The organism is Ktedonobacter sp. SOSP1-52, from assembly GCF_016587395.1.
Genome location: NZ_BNJH01000002.1, coordinates 834,622 through 853,594, shown reverse-complemented (window position 1 = coordinate 853,594; position 18,973 = coordinate 834,622). Strand labels below are relative to the sequence as shown.

Below are 18,973 nucleotides of genomic sequence, written 5' to 3'. Positions count from 1 at the left end.
ATAAACCATGGAGACCGACGTTGTGGCGCCTGAACATTTCGGTGGTTGTCATATGGCTGCTGGCTTCCCATAGGGAGAGGTGGCGGAGCATATTCCGCGTTATAATGCTCACTATAGGGTTTTCCACAATTGTGACAAAATGCTTCATGCGTGGCGAGGGCTGTTCCACATGCAGAACAGATACGCCTGGCTGCTTGATACATACAGCTGTCCTTTCATAATGTTGTTCTTACCAGCAACAAAGCCTCTTCTTTTCGCAATCAAACTTGTAATTGTATGCTGTACCTTCTCAACGGGTTCTTTATACACTACCAATCGTAGGTTGTAGAAGCCGTAGCTCTTGCGTATGGGGAGAGTATACAGGGGGAAACAACCTTTACGCATCTGTAATATAACCGGTATTTGGAGCCAGGTTTTGTTTCACGATGAGGAGAAAAATGGGACCTACCCGGTAAAATTACTAGGACGAAGACCTTACGTATATTTCTATGCGCATCTCCCTAAGATCCTGCCAGGTTTCTTGACTGCGAAAGGGTGTGGTTGACAGAGGGGCATTGTTGTATTGGCAGACTGCGTTTTACCTCTCCGGTCGCGCCTATAGTTCGGGTATAAGCCAACCACTGAAACTCATGGCACTCTGCGTTCAGATAATGATACCAGGCTATATACAAGTTCAATAGATGCCTTGAGAGCGGGGAGGCTAGCATGCTTCTTATCCGGTTAATTGGAGCCGTAATTGCGGGCGCTTTCGCGACTGTCGTGGGCGTTCTCGTATGCGGTATTATTGGAACGGTCTTGTATGAAGTGCTCTTTGCGCACGGGACTTCACTCTCTTCAATCGATCCATCGGATCTGTCAACGGTCCTGCAAACGCCCGGACTTGCTAGCGCTGGCACACTCATTGGTGTAGGCTGCGGAATACTCATCGGGCTGATCGTCTTCATCCAGAGCGTGAGCTATGCCTTTAAGCGCGACCGTCTCTCGAAGGGAGGCATGCGTATCTCCGCGCTTGTCAGCGCAATCAAGCACCGCTACGTAAACAATGCAAGCTCGCCCGGCAATAGCTACACCGTTTATACCGTACATGCCGAGTGGCTCGATCCGCGAACGGGCTCGCGCTATCGCTTCAAGCAGGATAAGAACTCGCGTCCGGTCGTGCGTGAGGGTGAGTACGTGACCGTCCAGGTCAATCCCCGGAACTACAATGACTACCATTTGGAGCTATAGAGCCACTTACAATGTGGCGGAGCTCAATGAATCAGCAAACAGGCGCCTGGACCGATGAGCACACCAAGAGGAATCTTCAAGGTGTCATGACTGCTATATCCTGTCTATCGTAGCTCACGAGCATCTCGCCAGGTGGCGAGATGCTCGTGAGCGTGATACTTCCGAACTGAATATTCCAGAAAATCTCTTTAGTGATCCAGTTCCCTTTGGCTCATGCGGTGCTGTTCAATGAGTATGATTATTTCCGCACGCTGAAAATGCTCTGCCCATCCTAATGCTGTTGCCTCAAATTCGCTATCCTTGAGGTCAAGATCATTGGGAACGGTGAGCAGAACTTTCGCGAGTTCAAGATCGCCCCGTTGGACCGCGATATGAAGGGGGGTGATTTGCCTTTCTCCACGCTGAACGTTGACCAGTTCTGGATACTCGATCAGCAACCGGTGAACCTGCTGTTTCCATCCCATATCCCATGCGGAGAGAAGATCAAGAGGCACTCCGTGGCTGACGAGCCAGCCCACTGAGGCGGGTTGCTGGCAGTGAACTGCTATATCCAGGGGCGTCAGCCCATTGGGCAGGGAATCGTGGAAGAACCTGTCTTCAACACGTTTGCTCCTCTCGTCGAGGGCCATGACCTCACCTCGTCCGATCGCTTCCAGAAAGAGTACCTGATCGTTTGTTGGTGGGGGAACTGCTAGCGTCTGCGTACGCAGATGCCAGCTTGGACCGTATCCCATAGACTGAAAGCCGACGCGCCGGTACACCGGCTCTCCCATGGGCGTTGCATTGAGCACAACATGATGGCATCCCATCTGCCGTGCAAGGTCGCACGCCTCCCACGCCAGCGCGGTCCCGATCCCCTGGTTGCGAGCCGAAAACCCTACCTCCATCGCAAACAGCCCCCCTATCCCCCATTCGCCGGTCGTGATATTGAGCATACACCGCCCCGCTACCTGATCCTTCTGGAAAGCGACCAGGCTGTGCACATGGTGTGGAAACATCTGATGTAGGGCAGCGCGAGCTTCTCTCTTCTCTGCAGGGTAGAAAGAAAGATCATCTACCTGACAGGCTGGCTCGTCCTCGACAGCCTGAATGTCAAAGGTGGAAGAATGGACATGCTGGTCCGAGAGATCACGAAGGTTGCACCACATCCAGTGTGGTTGCCAGTTTGGTTCAAATCCACGAGCGAGCAAGCGCGCGGCAAGGTCGCCTGGAGGAATCGCGGTGAGATACCAGCAGATCGCCCCCTCCATGGGACGTTGAGCGCGATACCACTCCAGCGCACGATCTAACTGGTCGCCAATCTGGAGAGGATTGACAGAAGAAATAGCCAGGTGTCCGCTCGTCCACATGATGCCTTTTTCAGAAACTACTTCTTTCGCACTGGCTTGCGCACAGCGGGCAAACCAGCCCTGGTTATTCAAACTCAATGCCTGCCACTGTTGCTCAAAGGTTGGGTCCTCTCCTAGAAAGAGTTCTTGACGGTCTCTCTGATCCATGCTCTCTTCTTTCTCGTTTCTGTCTGTTTCTTTTCTTCTTCCACCTACTCTATTCCATATGCCTGCACAGAACAAGGTAATGCCAAATACAACTGGATCTCCCGCGAGGATTGTGCACGTGCAGCTACCGGTGCACTCATAAGCAAACTGACAACCATTGGACCAGTTGATGTCACCGGGCCAGAGGCTCTCAGCTTCGCGGATCTGGCATCACGCCTCTCCAGCCTCTCCGATTAATGGGCCAACGAGAAGAGCACTCCTGCATTGCAGAACCTGGACTGCCAGTGGATGGACCTGCGCTGAACGCCTCGATCGTTCCATGACTCAGGTGCCGGAGTAGCGCTTCTGCCATTTGCGAGCGAGCGCTGTCCTCAGTACAAGGAGAGACGGCCCTTGTCTTCGTCGCTTTTTTCTTTCCTCACACTCAAGAGTTATGGATGCTGCTCTGGTTGAATGGAGAAATCCTCAAAGGTCACTACAAAGCCAGTTCCCTCAGGGGAGGCGCACATCAGCCCCACATCCAACATCTCCTCCTGCGGGAGAGAGAACTGCCGAAGCATTTGATAGTGGCTTCCATCCAGAGCATAATGAACTTCAATTGTGTTCCCGGCCCTAGTTACACGAAGCCAGAGCGCTGAAGGATTGGAGGAAAGGGCGACCATCGACCAATCTGAAGTATCTCGCGTCACCACGGCACTGACATGCTGTTTCTCTTCAATGAACTCAATGCCACACTTCATCCAGGTAGTCTCATTTAAGCGTACCATCAGTCCCGCCTGGTCGTAGAGGGTCTGGTACTCCCCGCTGAATTTGGCCTCGGCCCGGAAGTCTCCTTTTCGTCGCTCAAAGTACAAATGCCCGCTATCCTGGATATAGCCCCCAGCAGTCAGACGCCAGAAGTCCGTTTTAGGCCCTGTGTGGACGATTACCTTGTTGTCCTGGATCGTCCACGTGGGAGGCTCGTTGTACCAATGCATGACGTATCCTTCCTTGTTCTATCAGCAATATAAAAGAAGTTGCCACGGTATTTTATCATAGCCAGAGCATTCCCCCTCAGACAATTCTTCTGCCTGAAAAAAAGATGGTCTGATGGCGCGTCGAACGTATAATCGTGCGTTCAGAGCAGATAACGAAGGGTGTCGAGGAAATGTGGATCAAGAGCTGAGGAAGACGTGCATTTGATCGTGTATTCATAGAATGCCCGGTATCTGCTTTACTAGTGCTGGTTCAAGAAAGCCCTTGTGTAAAGAGGTGGAAATTTGATGCCTTCTAGTGAAGTGGTTCTACTGGACAAGAGGTGTTCTTGAGGTTATGCTTAAGAAATACGGCGAGGCGAGGGAACTGTGAGATGGTCAGGTACCCCATGCCTAAAGGTAGGGGCTTGTGAAAGCAAGCCTGGACCTGTCCAGACTTAGCAAGGACTCTTCGGAGTTATCAGGCTACGATAGAGGTGAAGTGTTGAAGTTCCTACCTACGGGTGCGTGCCAGCCTGTAGCCCTAGAATCTCTGGGTTAAACAGCAAAGCGGGGTGTTATGCAGTGCTCAGAGAAAAGTACCGCCCTCTATCATTGTCGAGGCAACCATTACCCTGGAAACAGGAGGCTCAACGTGAGCAATGTTTTTGTGATTGATAGTGACTATACCCCTTTAAATCCGGTGCATCCAGGACACGCGAGGCGCTTGCTCAGGCAGGGGAAAGCAGCCGTGTTTCGGAGATATCCCTTCACGCTTGTGCTCAAACGGGTTGTCGAGCAGCCAGAGGTACAGCCATTGCGCTTGAAACTCGATCCTGGCAGCAAAACCACGGGGATTGCCCTGGTGAATGATGCTAACGGGGAAGTCGTCTTTGCGGCTGAACTTGAGCACCGTGGGCACAAAGTAAAAGACAGCCTTGATAGCCGTCGTGCAAGTCGCCGGGGGCGGAGGCAGCGTAAAACGCGGTACCGTCAACCAAGATTTCAGAATAGGCGGCGTAAGAAAGGATGGTTGTCACCATCGTTAGAGAGTCGGCTTGCCAATATCCTGACGTGGGTAGCGCGTCTGTGTCGCTATGCTCCCATTACCGCCATCAGTCAGGAATTGGTAAAGTTTGATCTGCAACTGATGGACAATCCCGACATTGCAGGCGTGCAATACCAGCAAGGAACCTTGCAAGGCTATGAGGTCCGGGAATACTTGCTCTTCAAATGGGAACGTACGTGTGCTTATTGTGGCAAACAAGATGTCCCGCTTCAGGTAGAGCATATCCATCCACGTGCCCGTCGTGGGACGAATAGGATAAGCAATCTTACCTTGGCTTGCCAAGCATGCAATACGGCCAAAGGCACTCAGGAGATCGAAGTCTTCTTGCAAAAGAAACCTGACGTGCTCAAGCGCCTTCTCGCTCAGGTCAAAAAGCCACTCAAGGATGCCAGCGCTGTCAATAGCACACGCTTTGCTTTGCTCGAACGGCTGAAAGCTCTCGGTTTGCCTGTCGAGTGTGGGAGCGGTGGATTGACGAAGTGGAATCGTACCACACGAGGACTCCCCAAAACCCACTGGCTGGATGCAGCTTGCGTAGGCAAGAGCACGCCTGCTGTGCTTTTGCAGAAGGGAGTTATCCCATTGCGCATCAAAGCGACAGGGCATGGGAGGAGGCAAATGTGTGTGCCTGACAGGTATGGATTCCCCAAGCAGCACAAAGAGCGCAAAAAGACATTTCTTGGGTATCAAACGGGTGATCTGGTCAAAGCCATCACCCCCAAAGCAACATTTGAAGGACGGATAGCCATTCGTCATCGGCCATCATTCCGACTGGAGAAGGTCGATATTCACCCCAAATATATGCGTTGTGTGCAACGATGCGATGGCTATGAGTATACACAGAAAGGAGTGCGCCATGCTCCTCCCCATGGCTAAAGCCAGGGGTCCCCGCATGGCGCAATTTTTAGATGGAGCTTTTCAGGCTGATATTATGAGAATAAAAAAGAAATATGTGCTTCTTCCGCTGGTAGTCATTCTGGTTTTTGCTGCAGTGGGCTATGGGACATTACAACTGATGGATATGCGCACGTTCCAGTTTTTTGGTGGCCTGGTTGATCGCATCGAGACTAATCAAAAGGTGGTCGCACTTACGTTCGATGATGCTCCAACCCTACAGGTTACTTCTGTGTTGCAGACGTTGGCACAAAAAAACGTCCGGGCCACTTTTTTCGAGATTGGCTCAGCAATCGAGAAGTATCCGCAGTTGGCGCGGGCTATCACACAGGCGGGCATGCAAGTGGGCAATCATTCCTATTCCCACCAACGCATGGTCTTGAAGCCGTTTTCCTTTTATCAGGACGAGGTGGACAAAACGAATCGGCTGATCAGGGGTACGGGCTATAGCGGGGAGATTATATTTCGACCCCCAAATGGGAAGAAGCTCGTTGGTTTGCCCTGGTATCTCAGCCAGCAGCATATTCGTACGATCATGTGGGATGTCGAACCCGACACATTTGAGGATACAGGTGCGAGCAACGGGGATGCGAATTTCCTGGTGAAGTATACGCTAGAACATACAAAGCCGGGCTCGATTATTTTGTTGCATCCATTCTGTGACAAGGTTTGTGCAGCGGACCGCGAGGCTATTCCCAGGATCATCGACGAGCTAGAGGCACGAGGCTATCAGTTTGTGACTGTCTCTCAATTGCTGATGTATGCGAAAAAGTAGACTGCCGCCTCATAGATGTACCATGCATCATTGGCAGCATCAGCAACCAAGATGCGTGGGGACCACCTCAAGCCATCCTTGAGCTTGTATCTCATGGCGCCTAGTGGAAAGCGAAACAGAGCTTCCTGCATCGCCGAAGTCCTGATCAGCGCAGAGGGAGAAGAGATGCACATTCAATTCCCCTCCTCCGTGTGTCTTACGTTCCTATGGTATCAGTATGTTTTGAGACGTTGATTATGAGACTGGCGCTCAGTAAGATCAGGAAGGAAAGCACTCGCAGCTCATGAATTCTCACTTGAATGGGCTCTATAACATCGATCATGATGGTTCACTCCTTGACTTTTTCCCTCCTCTTCGGTATAGTTTTACTAGATATATCTATGACTATTACTCATAAAATGGTCACGTGTCTTCCTACAAAGGAAAAAGTACATGGAAACCTCAACACAAAGCACTGGAGAACAGTCAGTAGCGATCAGACTGCTGCTAGCTTGTGGAGCCATCGGTCCGCTGCTCTTCATTGTTGTGTTTCTCATCGAAGGGGCAATACGTCCTCACTACAGCGCCTGGCAGAACGTTGTCAGCTCACTCAGTCAGGGTGAGGGTGGGTGGATACAAATGGCGAACTTCATCGTCTGCGGAGCGCTCGTGCTCGGTTTTGCCATCGGGCTGAGGCGTGCCTTGCGTACAGGCCGTGGCTCCACCTGGGGGCCCATCCTGCTAGGTATCTTTGGCCTCTGCCTCATTGGTGCTGGGTTCTTTGTGACCGACCCACTTCTGGGTTATCCACCTGGAGCATCGAGCACGCCAACCGTTCACGGGACCCTCCATAACCTCTTGAGCCTTTTCGTCTTTGCCTCGCTGATTGCGGCTTGCTTCGTGCTGGCACGGCATGAGGCCGCTGATCCTGCCGGGCGCGGCTGGGCCTGGTATTCCGTTGCCACAGGTATCCTGGTCGCTGTCTTTTTCGTCGTGACCGATGTCGTTGCGTTGCTCAACGGGCCAGCAGGGCTCATGCAACGAATCTGCATCATTATCGGCTGGAGTTGGATTGCTCTGCTGGCGATCCGCCTCATGAGCAAGAAGGTCCAGAGAGCTTGAGCTGTGCAACAGGAGGACGATATTTGGCACAGCAGAACAGGCGAGAAAGCCGACAGATGCAGACCAGAGAGAGACGTGAGGCCCGAGCACAGCGCATTCTGGATGCGGCCTCGACCTTGATCTTGCACGATGGCTATGACAAGATCACCATCGAGGAGATCGCCAAGGAAGCCGGCGTCGGGAAGGGGACGCTCTATCTGCACTGGGACTCGCGAGAAGCGCTCTTCGCTGCGCTCATTCTCCGGGAAAAGGTCGCGATGGCAGAAGACATCAAGCAGCGGATTGCAGGCGATCCTGTGGGAGCCTCGTTGCATGGGCTTCTCAAACACGCAGCACTTGCGCTGATGCAGCGCCCATTGCTCAAAGCAGCTCTGCTGCATGATACACAGGTCTTCGGGGAGGTTATCCAGCGCGAGCAGGGCGGCATTCTCTCGACAGAGGTGCTGGCAGGCTTCACGGCCTATCTGGAAGCGCTGCGCCAACAGGGATTGGTGCGCGCTGATCTCTCTCTGCACATACTAGGAGCCCTTTTCAGTTCTATTTTTACCGGTTTTTTCCTCGCGGTTCCCTTCTTGCCAGATGCGTTCAAACCTTCTGATGAGGAGCTGGCAGAGTTGATAGCTGAAACGGGTCATCGCACCCTAGAGCCTCGTGACCTGCTTCCATCCAGCTCACTCCAGATGGCTTCCCATACCTTGACGCAGTATCTGGATCGTTCTGTGGCAAGCGCACAAGAACAGCTTCAAGTGGGTGATCAGGCGAAGGTGGAGGATGATCGATCGCGTGCCCACAGATCCGTCCGTGCGAGAGGAAGAAAAGGCGGGCGTTCGAAGAAATTGAAGACCGTTGCCCAGGTCGACCAGGTTCGGCGTCTGTATGCTGATAAGACCAAGTCCATTGAGGAGATCTGTTCGACGCTCGGGATCTCTCGTGCCAGCTTCTATCGCTATCTCAAGGACGCGAAGCCAGGCGAATCATGACTCATTACGGGTAAAAGAGACACATTTTCTGCTTTCTCGCTACCCATGATCATCTCGTTGCGCAGTTCGTGGGTCCCTCAGGGGGGCGTGGGTAGGGAATATGGTTGAATTTGAACGCCGTTTCTGCTAGCATGTAATACATAAAACAGAAGAGAGTAATGAGGTGCCGCTTTTATCTAAATAAGTGCATCCATGCAGAGGAAAGGAGGCGCTTATACAACCCTTGACTTCAGGACTTCCCAATACTAGACATGGCTCCGAAGAAGTATAGCGTTTGTATGTCAGCATAGTAGCTGATATTTCGGGAGGAGAAAACCATGACATCGAAGTTCGCAAGCCGTCTACGAGCACTGGGGATACTCGTTATCCTCGCCACACTTGCCCTCGCAGGATGCGGAGGTAGCACGACAGCTGGTTCATCCTCAGGTGGGACACTCGCGCCAGGCGATAGCTTCAAACTTGGTGTGTCACTCACCTTCAACAACACCGACTTCTGGACTAACTATATCTCCTATGAGACCAAGTTCGCCTCTCAGTATAAGGCAACCTTAATTGGACCCCTGGTCGCTAATAATGACGCTGCCAAACAGATTACCGATATTCGCACCCTTATCCAGGAAGGCGCCCAGGCGCTGATCGTCAACCCGGTTGATAGCGCCGCGATTGCTCCCGCGCTCGATTACGCTGCCAGCAAGCACATCCCCGTGATTAGCGTCGATGTCGCGCCAAGCACGGGCAAGGTCTTTATGATTGTACGCGCGGATAATGTACTGTATGGACAAAACTCCTGCAAATATATTGCCTCCCATGCATCTGGCAGCGGTGGGCACATCGCGATCCTGGAGGGCGACCTGGCCTCGCTCAACGGCAAGGATCGGACCGATGGCTGCACCCAGGTGATCAAGTCGAACTATCCGCAATTCAAGACGGTTGAGTACGCCACGAAATGGGATACGCCGACCGCTGTTAACGACGCCAAGACGGCGCTGAGTACCTACCCGGATTTGCAAGGCATCTATGTGGAGTGGGGCGCACCCGAGGATGGTATTCTAGCGGCTGAACAGGCTGCTGGCAAGTTCACCTCTGTGGGGGGATCGTCACATATCGTGCTGGTTGGCAATGATGGCGTGCCGCATGAACATGCCCTCATTCGCAGCAACAAGCTTGATGCAACCATCTCGCAACCCGCTAATGCCTACGCGCAATATGCCGTCTTCTATGCCCGGGCTGCACTGGAGGGCAAGACCTACTCCGCCGGACAGAGCACCGATCATAAGAGCACCATCGTTAGCCTGCAAGGCAACCTTGAGGACGCACTTCCGGCGCCTATCGTCGACAAAACCAACGTGGGCGATCCCAATCTGTGGGGAAATGCGAAGTCGACCTCCTAAGGGAAGAGCCTGAAAGCGGAGAGATCCTGACATATAGGAGGAATCGTGAGAGGAGAAGCTGTGAATGGAGGACTGGGCCCCGCCCAGCCCTCTGTGGGGGTAGCACAGGGCATCTGGAAAGCCTTTGGTGAAACCCAGGCCCTTCGTGATATCTCACTTGAGGTCAGGGCCGGTGAGTGCCACGGATTGGTTGGGCGTAACGGGGCCGGGAAATCTACCCTGGTTGCCATCCTTACCGGTATGACGTACCCCGACCGCGGCGTCGTTCGAATCGGAGGTGAAGTCGCGCCACCTTTGGTGGATCGCGCCGCCTGGCAGCACCTGGTGGCCTGTGTATACCAGAAATCGATGGTCGTTCCCAACCTGACCGTCGCCGAAAATATTTTTCTTAATCGCGTGACCGGCAAGTACCGAGGGATCGTCAACTGGCGTACCATGCGTTCGCGGGCACGGCAGGTTATGCTCGACTGGGGCTTCGACCTGGATATCAACCGTCGCGCGCATGACCTGACCGTTGAGCAGCGGCAGATCGTCGAGATTGCGCGTGCCCTTTCGGCGGGAGCGCGTTTTCTCATTCTTGATGAACCCACGGCATCGCTGGAGAAGGTCGCGATTGAACGGCTCTTTGAAAGGATCCGTCGCCTTAAGGAGAGCGGCGTCGCTATCCTCTTTATCTCGCACCACCTGGAGGAGATCTATGAGGTGTGCGATCAGGTCACCGTCCTGCGCGACGGCGTGCGTGTGGTGAACAGGCAGGTTGAGGAGATCGGGCAGGAGCAACTTGTCGAGGCGATGGTTGGAGCTGCGCCGCAACAGGAAACAAACAGCGCAGTCGCGAGCCAGGTCGTCGCTTCCCCACGCCCACGGCTCGAAATCTCGCACCTGCATATCCCCGCCACCCTGGGCCCTGTGCAGGATGTAAGTTTTACGGTGGGGGAGGGGGAGTGCATTGGCCTGGTCGGTTTACAGGGTTCTGGTACGACGACTGTCGCGGACGCTGTCGTTGGTCTGAGAAAACCGGCCTCGGGAGAAATTAAGCTCAATGGCAAGCCGATTCAGGCGGGCAGAGTAGACGCTACCTTGCGACAGGGGATTGCCTATGTGCCTGAGGATCGGCATGCACGCGGGTTCGTGCCGTATCTTGGTGTTGAAGAGAACCTGACATTATGCATTCTGGATCGTGTCGCAAAGGGGGGCATCGTTTCGCGTTCCAGCAGTCAAACGGTTGCTAGACGCCTGGTCAAACAACTGGGGATCGTCGCTAGCGGCCTCGATCAGCCAGTTGGGCAGTTGAGTGGAGGAAATCAGCAGAAGGTAGTGGTTGGGCGAGCACTGGCCCGGCAACCCGAGGTCCTGGTGGTCGTGACGCCTACGGTCGGGGTGGATGTCGCCGCTAAGGAGGCGCTTCTCAATGTAATCGATGCTGCCCGCGTGGATGGGACGGCTGTCTTACTCGTCTCTGACGATCTGGATGACCTGCGCATCTGCACACGCTTGCTAGTCATGGTCAAAGGGAGATTGGTCAAGGAGTACCAGCCGCCCTGGGACCGCCATGTGCTCATTACTGCAATTGAGGGGCTTGAGCCGGCATCCGCACAAGGGTATGCCGAAACGAACGGGGAGGAATTGTCATGAGAAAGTCAGTCAGGAACCCCATGCCTAAAGGCAGGGGCTTGCGTAAGTAAGCCTGGACCTGACCAGTCTCAGCCAGAGCGGACTTGATGGATAGAATCATCAAGGCTATCGGGCTACGTTAGGAACGAAATAGGTACGTTGGGGTGCTTTGCCAGCTCCAACCGCTACGGTACAGCATTAAACATCCCTAGAGGGTTAAGGACGTGTGTTGTACGTAAAACCGTTCGCTAACATTGACGAGGCGCACATTACCTACGAAAGTAGAGGCTCAACTTGAGCAATGTTTTTGTGATTGATAGTGACTATAAACCGTTAAACCCAGTGCATCCAGCACGTGCAAGGCGCTTGCTCACACAGGGCAAAGCCGCCGTGTACAGGAGATACCCATTTACCATTGTGCTCAAACGGGTGGTAGATCAGCCAGAGGTGCACCCCTTGCGCCTCAAGCTTGATCCTGGCAGCAAAACCACGGGTATTGCCCTGGTGAACGATACCAACGGGAACGTTGTTTTCGCGGCTGAACTTGAGCATCGTGGGCACGCCATAAAAGATAGCCTGGATAGTCGCCGTGGTGTTCGACGCAGACGACGCAACCGCAAAACAAGGTATCGCAAACCGCGATTTCAGAATAGAAGGCGCAAGAAAGGGTGGTTGCCACCATCGCTGGAAAGTCGCCTTGCCACTATTCTGACGTGGGTAGCTCGCTTGTGTCGCTCTGCTCCCATTACTGCTCTGAGCCAGGAATTGGTCAAGTTTGATATGCAACTGATGGAGAATCCCGATATTACAGGAGTGGAATACCAGCAAGGCACGCTGCAAGGCTACGAGGTAAGGGAATACTTGCTGGAAAAATGGGAGCGAACATGCGCCTATTGTGGCAAGCAAGATGTGCCCTTGCAAATTGAGCACATTCATCCTCGCGCCAACGGTGGCACCCATAGGATAAGCAATCTTACCCTGGCCTGCGAGCCATGCAATAGTGCCAAAGGGACGCAGGATATTGCGGTGTTTCTTGCGAAGAAGCCTGATGTGCTTAAGCGCATTCTGGCTCAGGTCAAAAAGCCTCTCAAGGATGCCAGTGCCGTGAATGCGACACGCTTTGCCTTGCTTGAACGGCTCAAAGCATGTGGCTTGCCTGTCGAGTGCGGCAGTGGTGGGTTGACCAAGTACAACCGAACCACAAGAGGGCTAGCCAAGACGCATTGGCTCGATGCCACCTGCGTGGGCAAGAGCACCCCTTCTGCCATTTCCCACAAAGGGGTGGTTCCTTTGCTTATTACTGCCAATGGTCATGGAAGAAGACAAATGTGCGTTCCTGATAAGTACGGATTCCCAGAAAAACATAAACAACGAAGAAAAACGTTTCTTGGATATCGCACAGGTGATATGGTGAAAGCCATTACCCCCAAAGGAACATTTGAAGGAAGAATAGCCATTCGCCATCGTCCGTCGTTTCGCCTTGGGAAGGTCGATATCCATCCCAAATATATGCGTTGTATCCATCAAGCAGATGGCTATGAGTACACACAGAAAGGAGTGCGCAATGCTCCTCCCCATGTCTAAAGCCAGGGGTCCCCGCATTGCGCAATTTTATGATGGTCGAACACGAGGTCAAACCATTGCAACAGCCTACAGATGGGACGCTTCTGCGTCGTGGGCGCTCCATGGCGACCAGCTGGATCCGAGAACTGGCCCTGCTTCCGATCATTATTTTGATCGTGATCGTGGGCGCCTTTGTCAATCCCGCGTTCCTGACTGCAGATAACTTCATCAACGTTGCGCAGCAATCGGCGGCTTTAGGTGCCGTTGTGGTGGCCGAGACCCTCATCTTGCTCACCGGCAAGTTTGATCTGTCTCTGCAATCGACGTATGGCCTGGCACCAATGGTAGGAGCATGGCTGATTGTCTCAAAGGATAGCCAGGGCCTGGGTACCAACTGGCCTCCCTTGCTTGGGATCGCCATTGTTCTGCTCATAGGTCTGGTGATCGGAACTCTTAATGGTATCCTGGTGATCAAGCTGGGATTCAATGCCTTTATCTTTACCCTGGCCATGCTGATCCTCCTGGCAGGTATCCAGGTTGGTATTGTGGGTGGACGCACCATCTATCGCTTGCCCGCTGCATATATCTATTTGGGGTCGGAATACGTTCTAGGGATTCCGGTCTCGGTGTGGATTACTGGCGCGATCTTCCTGATCGCGGCACTCTTTCTGAGGTACCATCGGATTGGACGCGCTATCTATGCTATCGGAGGGAACACGGAAGCGGCACTAGCTGCTGGGATCCAGGTAGACCGTATCCGCATAGGAGTGTTTATTGTCGGGAGCCTCCTGGCTGCGCTGGCCGGACTGATGACAGCGGGGCAGGTGGTGGCGGTAACCGCCAACCAGGGTAACAATCTCATTTTCTCGGTCTTTGCGGCCGCCGTGATTGGTGGTATCTCCTTGGATGGCGGTCGAGGACGTATCGTGGGTGCCCTCACGGGTGTCATCTTATTGGCGCTGGTCACGAACATCCTCATTCTTTCGCAAATCCAGACGTTCTGGATAGATGCGGCCAATGGGCTTATTATCTTAATTGCACTGGGTATTGCCCGCTTGATCGGTACCGAGAGCGCATAATGTTTCTGAGTGCTCCCCGCGCGAAATCTGGCGTCGAGGCGTTCTGAATAATTATGACCGAGGAGGGTATTGATGATGTTGGCCATCAGGGATGTTCGAACTATTTTAACGATGCCAGACGGCGCAAATCGGCTTGTGATCGTCAAGGTCGAGACCACTGAGCCGGAACTCTATGGCCTGGGCTGCGCGACCTTTACGCAACGTCCCCTGGCTGTGCGAAGTGCCGTGGAGGAGTATCTAAGGCCATTCTTGCTGGGAAAGGATGTCCACAGGATTGAAGACCTGTGGCAAACGATGTGGGTTAATTCCTACTGGCGCAATGGACCAGTGCTCAACAATGCCATCTCAGGCGTGGATATTGCCCTGTGGGACATCAAAGGGAAGCTTGCTGATATGCCCATCTACCAACTACTAGGAGGAAAGTGCCGCGAAGCCGCAGCGGTCTACCGGCATGCAGATGGGAAAAACGAGGCGCAAGTGCTAGAGCGCGTTCAGGCATTGATGGAGCAGGGATATCACTACATACGCTGTCAGATGGGAGGCTATGGGGGTAAGACGTCGCTCAACCGGTTTCCGGAGGAGGCACAGCCAGGGACATACTATGACCCGGCCGCTTATGCGCGCAGCATACCGCAGCTCTTTGAGTATATACGCGCACACATTGGCTTCCAGGCAGAATTGTTGCACGATGTTCACGAACGCCTGGTGCCCATTGAGGCCCTACACCTGGCGAAGAAGCTAGAGCCATACGAATTGTTCTTTCTTGAAGATCCCCTGCCACCGGAGCAGGGCGGCTGGCTTGAGATGCTGCGGCAACAGTGCGCCACGCCCATCGCGATGGGCGAATTGTTTAACAACCAGCACGAGTGGATGCCATTGATTACCCAGCGCCTGATCGATTTCATCCGCGTGCATGTAAGCCAGATTGGTGGACTGACACCGGCCAGGAAATTAGCAACCTTGTGTGAAGCCTTTGCCGTGCGTACCGCGTGGCATGGACCAGGCGATACTTCGCCGGTTGGGCATGCGGCGAACCTGCACCTGGATCTAAGTTGCCATAACTTCGGCGTACAGGAGTGGAGCGGCTTCAGTGAAACTGTGCGCGAGGTATTTCCAGGGTGTCCGGAAGTGCGAAACGGCTACATGTATCCCAACGAGCGGCCAGGACTGGGTATTGCTATCGATGAACAACTGGCCGCGCGTTATCCCTGTTCAGATGGGCCACCACAGTGGACCCTGGCGCGCACACCAGATGGCACCGCAGCGCGACCCTAAGGCTGTGCTTTTTTGTACGATTATATCCGCGATCTTCACATGTCTGCCAAAAGGTGTACACATCGCTGCCGCTATTTCCCACATAGATCCATTGGCGATGGTAATAAACGCCAAGACTGAGCAGATTTTGAGGTTTATTTATCTCACGGTCGCTTACCACTGGCCATTTCATTGCTCAAGCCCTCCTAAGAAAGCGCTTTGCGTAAGCTATTAGCGCTGGTCCAGATAGGTGCATCATACTGGTGTTGGACCGTACCAAGTGGCATGAGAGCTTAGAGCCGTAGCACACCTTCAGCCACCGTCACGCCAGCGCCAAAGATGCGTACCTCATCGCCATGCAAGCGTATCTCAATACGGCTTGGCCGCATCAACTCATATCCCTGCTCAATCGTCACTGTTCCCGAAGAGCTGATCCGACCATACTTTGCCAGGTAACATGCGAGTGGGCCAGCCGCAGTTCCCGTGGCTGGATCTTCGACAATCCCCTCCGTGGGATTGAAGAAGCGTGTATGAGCAGCGGCATCCGGATCGACTGGGTCCAGGCTAAACAGATAGCAGCCTTGACCACCAACTGAGTGAAGATGTTGATACAGACGTTTCGCATCTGGTTGAGCGCGCCTTATTGCTTCGCGGTTCTGTACTGGAACAAGTAGATGTGCTGCCCCCGTGGAAACAACTTGCGCCGGTAAACCCTCTACAGCCAGATCGGCTACCTCCAGACCAAGCGCTGCTGCCAACTCCACTTGATTTTTATGGGTGTCTCCAAATGATGGTGCTGTCTGTCTCATCCCGATGGTGGTCGGTTCCCACAGTGCACCCTCTCTTCTCTTTTCCGCCAATACTTCCACTGCTAGGACCTGTTCCCCTATCTCCTGTTGAAAGGTGGTCTGAGGCCCAGACAGTTCCAGTTGTCCTGCTTCGGCCAACCACCACCAGGCCCCAAGCGCATTATGACCAGCACCTCCGACCTCTATTCCTACTGGGGTGAATGAACGTAGACGCCAATTGGCTTCCTGCCTGGTTGGAGGGAGCAGAAAGGTGGTCTCTGACTGGTTAAATTCGCGTGCGATCCGCTGCATGGTTTCCTGACTCAGGTCCTGTGCATTCACCACCAGCGCGAGTGGGTTACCGTTCAGTGGCTCCTGTGCAAAGACATCAACTATGTAGAAACGAATATGCTGCTCTCTCATTGGTTTCTCCTTCTCTTGTCTTACGATGGCTCATTTCATGCAACGATAACATGCTGTTGACCTTATTTTTGTCATCGGGAATGCACAAGGTCTCGTGACGATTGTGGTGCATCCGAAAGCCCATCCAGCAGGCGCACGTACCCGTCTTCCATCTCTGAGAGGAACAAAAGGTAGAAGTGGGAGAGCAAAAGGAAGGCACTCATGCGCAAAATAATGCTCGCAATGGCTTTCCTGATCTGCTTGCTCTGCGTTTCCAGTGTAGCATCATTTTGTGGTAAAGTGGAGAAAAAAATGAAAGTAATATTCCCAGAAAACTTCAGATACCAAAGGAAAAGCGAACAATGGCTTTGGAAACCAAAAAGCCTCTTGATGAGACAAACTGGCAACTGCTTGAAGCATTGCAACAGAACGCACGCCTCTCCTACAGCGAGTTAGGGCAACGGGTGGGACTCACTGCGCCCGCCGTAGCTGAGCGAATGCGTAAGATGGAGGAACAGGGAATTATTAGGGGCTATCATACTGAGGTAGACCTCGCTCAGCTCGGTTTACCACTTGTAGCGATGATTCGTTTAGTGCCAGCGGCGGGACTTCACTGTCGGAACATCGCCTCCGCTGTCAGTGAACTCCCAGAGGTGCTTGAGTGTTATCGCATGGCTGGCAATGATCAGGTATTAGTCAAAGTAGCCGCAACCTCGATCGATCACCTGGATAGCATCCTTGACCAACTTGCCATCTATGGTCAGCCTTCAACCTCGATTACGTTCTCTCAGCCCGAAAAGCAGCACGTTATCACGCAGAAGATGCTTGAACAAGGGAAAAGGTGAAATGGTTGATGGCAAGTCTTCTCTTTGCCACACTGGTATTTGGCGAGATTCCCTTAGTGTGTGAGAAACACTGGTGTGAGTGAGACTGAGAGATGCACCTGACCATCACGCACCTCTGTTGGAATTTTCTGGCCAAACACATCAATAGCTTGAGCCTGTGGCGCAGACCATGTCCATGTAAAGGGCGTGGAGGGTTCATCTTCGCCTGAGAAGGTGTCACGTTGTTCCCAGATGACAAACAGGGGACTTCGCTCCCGTCGCTGGACTTCAAACAGAGAGATGGTTGGATGCTCGGGAACAGTGATTCGTTGAACGTGCTCAATGTTGTGAAGCGCATCCGTCATTCTGCGATATGTCTCTGCCGCTGGATAGGGCTGCTTGAACACCCCATCTTCATAGTGTAGCAGCTTATACTTGTCAAAGAGCAAATGCATCAGATTCGCGCGATCAACGTTCTCATTGGCCAGATTCCAGCAGAGCATTTTCTGGACGCCCGCTGAAAGTGCAAGCATGCAACGTGTGACGATTTCACGGCAGTTGATACGATGGCGTTTCTGTTCCAGTTCGGGGGAACAACCCTGCATAAACATCTGTGCTTGTGGTGGCAGCATTTTCCTCTGCTCATACAGCTCAGCAATAGCATCTCGTTGCGTGGCCTGTGCCAGGGACTCGCCCTGTGGGGTTTCCATCATCTTTATGAAAATGTTTTGCAGAATGGGCAGATTCTCCACAAAATTGAAGAAACTCGGGCCATTGTATTCACCGCAGAAGATCGGCTTCTGATATCCCAGGGCGGCCATTTTTTGTCTAACCGCATTGATGTTTGCTGTGATGGCATCAAGGTCGCCATAGAGATGGAGATCGAAAACGTCGAAGTCGCTAGCACTTTCCCGTAGTAGGTAATCAAAGAAGTCTTGCTCCGCTTGCAGATCAGGATGCTGAGCGTCGGCGGATGGGTAAAATGCGTCAACGGCGCCGGCAAGTATCACTATGGCCTCTGGATCAACCTCTTTGACGGCACGCGAGAAGACCTTGAGGTGGTTCACATAGTCTTGCGCTGTTCCTTCCCAGAGCAGAGGGTTCGTCGGCTCATTTTCGCATTGCCAGTAACGGACCCGCCCTTTGCAGTGTGAGACCAGCGTACGCACAAAATGGTCATACTCCTCTGGATGACGCGCCGGGGAGGGTGGCTGAAAATTAGTGGCATGCCGCGTGGCCCACGACGAACTAGATTGGAGCGTGATCCACGCATCATCGGACGGCCCTAGTTGTTCCAGCAACGCATCAACGGCATCCCAGACGAAGCGCCCTCGCTCAGGTTCTATCTGGTTCCAGAAAAGAAAGAGCCTGACCAGGTGTGCTCCCAATTGGTGAACCTGTGGCATGAACACATCTGCCCTGACTCCCATATGACCATAGAGCGGACCTCGCACAATACCAAATGGGGAATGTTGCTTGATGCGCTCATCTCTTCCAGTTGCTCGCTCGTTAAATCGGTTATCCTGATTCATATACGCTCTTCCTTCCGTTCTTGTTCGCTAC

General features: G+C 53.1%; 16 protein-coding genes. 12 read left to right on the top strand and 4 right to left on the bottom strand.

Annotated elements, in window-relative coordinates:
• Positions 1-705: 705 nt before the first annotated feature.
• Positions 706-1,227 carry a hypothetical protein gene (locus JMJ16_RS19320; RefSeq protein WP_201384115.1) on the top strand — a complete coding sequence of 174 codons (522 nt, stop codon included), beginning with the start codon at positions 706-708 and terminating at the stop codon, positions 1,225-1,227.
• Between the two features lie 188 nt (positions 1,228-1,415).
• Here the strand turns inward: JMJ16_RS19320 and JMJ16_RS19315 are convergent, their stop codons facing one another.
• The gene (locus JMJ16_RS19315) at positions 1,416-2,723 is read right to left on the bottom strand and encodes a GNAT family N-acetyltransferase (protein ID WP_201384113.1); all 1,308 of its coding nucleotides are present in this window, start codon (positions 2,721-2,723) and stop codon (positions 1,416-1,418) included.
• On the opposite strand from JMJ16_RS19315, the gene JMJ16_RS19310 reads away from it, so the two are divergent.
• Positions 2,703-2,960 carry a hypothetical protein gene (locus JMJ16_RS19310; protein WP_201384111.1) on the top strand — a complete coding sequence of 86 codons (258 nt, stop codon included), beginning with the start codon at positions 2,703-2,705 and terminating at the stop codon, positions 2,958-2,960. The genes JMJ16_RS19315 and JMJ16_RS19310 overlap by 21 nt on opposite strands.
• Positions 2,961-3,154: 194 nt before the next feature.
• On the opposite strand, the gene JMJ16_RS19305 is transcribed toward JMJ16_RS19310, so the two are convergent.
• Positions 3,155-3,700, bottom strand: coding sequence for a DUF1349 domain-containing protein (locus tag JMJ16_RS19305; RefSeq protein WP_201384109.1), 546 nt, complete (start codon positions 3,698-3,700; stop codon positions 3,155-3,157).
• A 631-nt stretch (positions 3,701-4,331) separates the two neighbouring features.
• Between JMJ16_RS19305 and iscB (JMJ16_RS19300) the strand changes: the two genes are divergently transcribed.
• The 9 genes from iscB (JMJ16_RS19300) to JMJ16_RS19260 all read left to right on the top strand — a co-directional run bounded on the left by iscB (JMJ16_RS19300) (position 4,332) and on the right by JMJ16_RS19260 (position 15,417).
• The gene (gene iscB / locus JMJ16_RS19300; protein ID WP_201384107.1) at positions 4,332-5,621 is read left to right on the top strand and encodes an RNA-guided endonuclease IscB; all 1,290 of its coding nucleotides are present in this window, start codon (positions 4,332-4,334) and stop codon (positions 5,619-5,621) included.
• A gap of 55 nt (positions 5,622-5,676) precedes the next feature.
• Positions 5,677-6,414 (top strand): polysaccharide deacetylase family protein, encoded by a 738-nt coding sequence (locus JMJ16_RS19295; RefSeq protein ID WP_374229077.1) that lies wholly within the window; start codon positions 5,677-5,679, stop codon positions 6,412-6,414.
• A gap of 432 nt (positions 6,415-6,846) precedes the next feature.
• Positions 6,847-7,515, top strand: coding sequence for a DUF998 domain-containing protein (locus JMJ16_RS19290; protein WP_201384103.1), 669 nt, complete (start codon positions 6,847-6,849; stop codon positions 7,513-7,515).
• 23 nt (positions 7,516-7,538) lie between these two features.
• Positions 7,539-8,495, top strand: a complete 957-nt coding sequence (locus JMJ16_RS19285; protein ID WP_201384101.1) for a TetR family transcriptional regulator — start codon at positions 7,539-7,541, stop codon at positions 8,493-8,495.
• A gap of 317 nt (positions 8,496-8,812) precedes the next feature.
• The gene (locus tag JMJ16_RS19280; RefSeq protein WP_201384099.1) at positions 8,813-9,886 is read left to right on the top strand and encodes a sugar ABC transporter substrate-binding protein; all 1,074 of its coding nucleotides are present in this window, start codon (positions 8,813-8,815) and stop codon (positions 9,884-9,886) included.
• 60 nt (positions 9,887-9,946) lie between these two features.
• Positions 9,947-11,521, top strand: a complete 1,575-nt coding sequence (locus tag JMJ16_RS19275; RefSeq protein WP_201384097.1) for a sugar ABC transporter ATP-binding protein — start codon at positions 9,947-9,949, stop codon at positions 11,519-11,521.
• 273 nt (positions 11,522-11,794) lie between these two features.
• Positions 11,795-13,084 (top strand): RNA-guided endonuclease IscB, encoded by a 1,290-nt coding sequence (gene iscB / locus JMJ16_RS19270; protein WP_201384095.1) that lies wholly within the window; start codon positions 11,795-11,797, stop codon positions 13,082-13,084.
• Between the two features lie 17 nt (positions 13,085-13,101).
• The gene (locus JMJ16_RS19265; protein ID WP_201384093.1) at positions 13,102-14,142 is read left to right on the top strand and encodes an ABC transporter permease; all 1,041 of its coding nucleotides are present in this window, start codon (positions 13,102-13,104) and stop codon (positions 14,140-14,142) included.
• A gap of 69 nt (positions 14,143-14,211) precedes the next feature.
• The gene (locus tag JMJ16_RS19260) at positions 14,212-15,417 is read left to right on the top strand and encodes an enolase C-terminal domain-like protein (protein WP_374229034.1); all 1,206 of its coding nucleotides are present in this window, start codon (positions 14,212-14,214) and stop codon (positions 15,415-15,417) included.
• 272 nt (positions 15,418-15,689) lie between these two features.
• Here the strand turns inward: JMJ16_RS19260 and JMJ16_RS19255 are convergent, their stop codons facing one another.
• Positions 15,690-16,607, bottom strand: coding sequence for a PhzF family phenazine biosynthesis protein (locus JMJ16_RS19255; RefSeq protein ID WP_201384092.1), 918 nt, complete (start codon positions 16,605-16,607; stop codon positions 15,690-15,692).
• A gap of 341 nt (positions 16,608-16,948) precedes the next feature.
• Between JMJ16_RS19255 and JMJ16_RS19250 the strand changes: the two genes are divergently transcribed.
• Positions 16,949-17,431, top strand: coding sequence for an Lrp/AsnC family transcriptional regulator (locus tag JMJ16_RS19250; protein WP_201384091.1), 483 nt, complete (start codon positions 16,949-16,951; stop codon positions 17,429-17,431).
• Positions 17,432-17,484: 53 nt separating this feature from the next.
• On the opposite strand, the gene JMJ16_RS19245 is transcribed toward JMJ16_RS19250, so the two are convergent.
• Positions 17,485-18,942 carry a hypothetical protein gene (locus tag JMJ16_RS19245; protein WP_201384090.1) on the bottom strand — a complete coding sequence of 486 codons (1,458 nt, stop codon included), beginning with the start codon at positions 18,940-18,942 and terminating at the stop codon, positions 17,485-17,487.
• Between the last annotated feature and the right edge of the window lie 31 nt (positions 18,943-18,973).

What these genes read in the sequence shown, in the direction of transcription:
- JMJ16_RS19320 (WP_201384115.1), top strand. Translation starts at nt 706, where the DNA reads ATGCTTCTTATCCGGTTAATTGGAGCCGTAATTGCGGGCGCTTTCGCG.
- JMJ16_RS19315 (WP_201384113.1), bottom strand. Translation starts at nt 2,723, where the DNA reads ATGGATCAGAGAGACCGTCAAGAACTCTTTCTAGGAGAGGACCCAACC.
- JMJ16_RS19305 (WP_201384109.1), bottom strand. Translation starts at nt 3,700, where the DNA reads ATGCATTGGTACAACGAGCCTCCCACGTGGACGATCCAGGACAACAAG.
- JMJ16_RS19295 (WP_374229077.1), top strand. Translation starts at nt 5,677, where the DNA reads ATGAGAATAAAAAAGAAATATGTGCTTCTTCCGCTGGTAGTCATTCTG.
- JMJ16_RS19290 (WP_201384103.1), top strand. Translation starts at nt 6,847, where the DNA reads ATGGAAACCTCAACACAAAGCACTGGAGAACAGTCAGTAGCGATCAGA.
- JMJ16_RS19280 (WP_201384099.1), top strand. Translation starts at nt 8,813, where the DNA reads ATGACATCGAAGTTCGCAAGCCGTCTACGAGCACTGGGGATACTCGTT.
- JMJ16_RS19255 (WP_201384092.1), bottom strand. Translation starts at nt 16,607, where the DNA reads ATGAGAGAGCAGCATATTCGTTTCTACATAGTTGATGTCTTTGCACAG.
- JMJ16_RS19250 (WP_201384091.1), top strand. Translation starts at nt 16,949, where the DNA reads ATGGCTTTGGAAACCAAAAAGCCTCTTGATGAGACAAACTGGCAACTG.
- JMJ16_RS19245 (WP_201384090.1), bottom strand. Translation starts at nt 18,942, where the DNA reads ATGAATCAGGATAACCGATTTAACGAGCGAGCAACTGGAAGAGATGAG.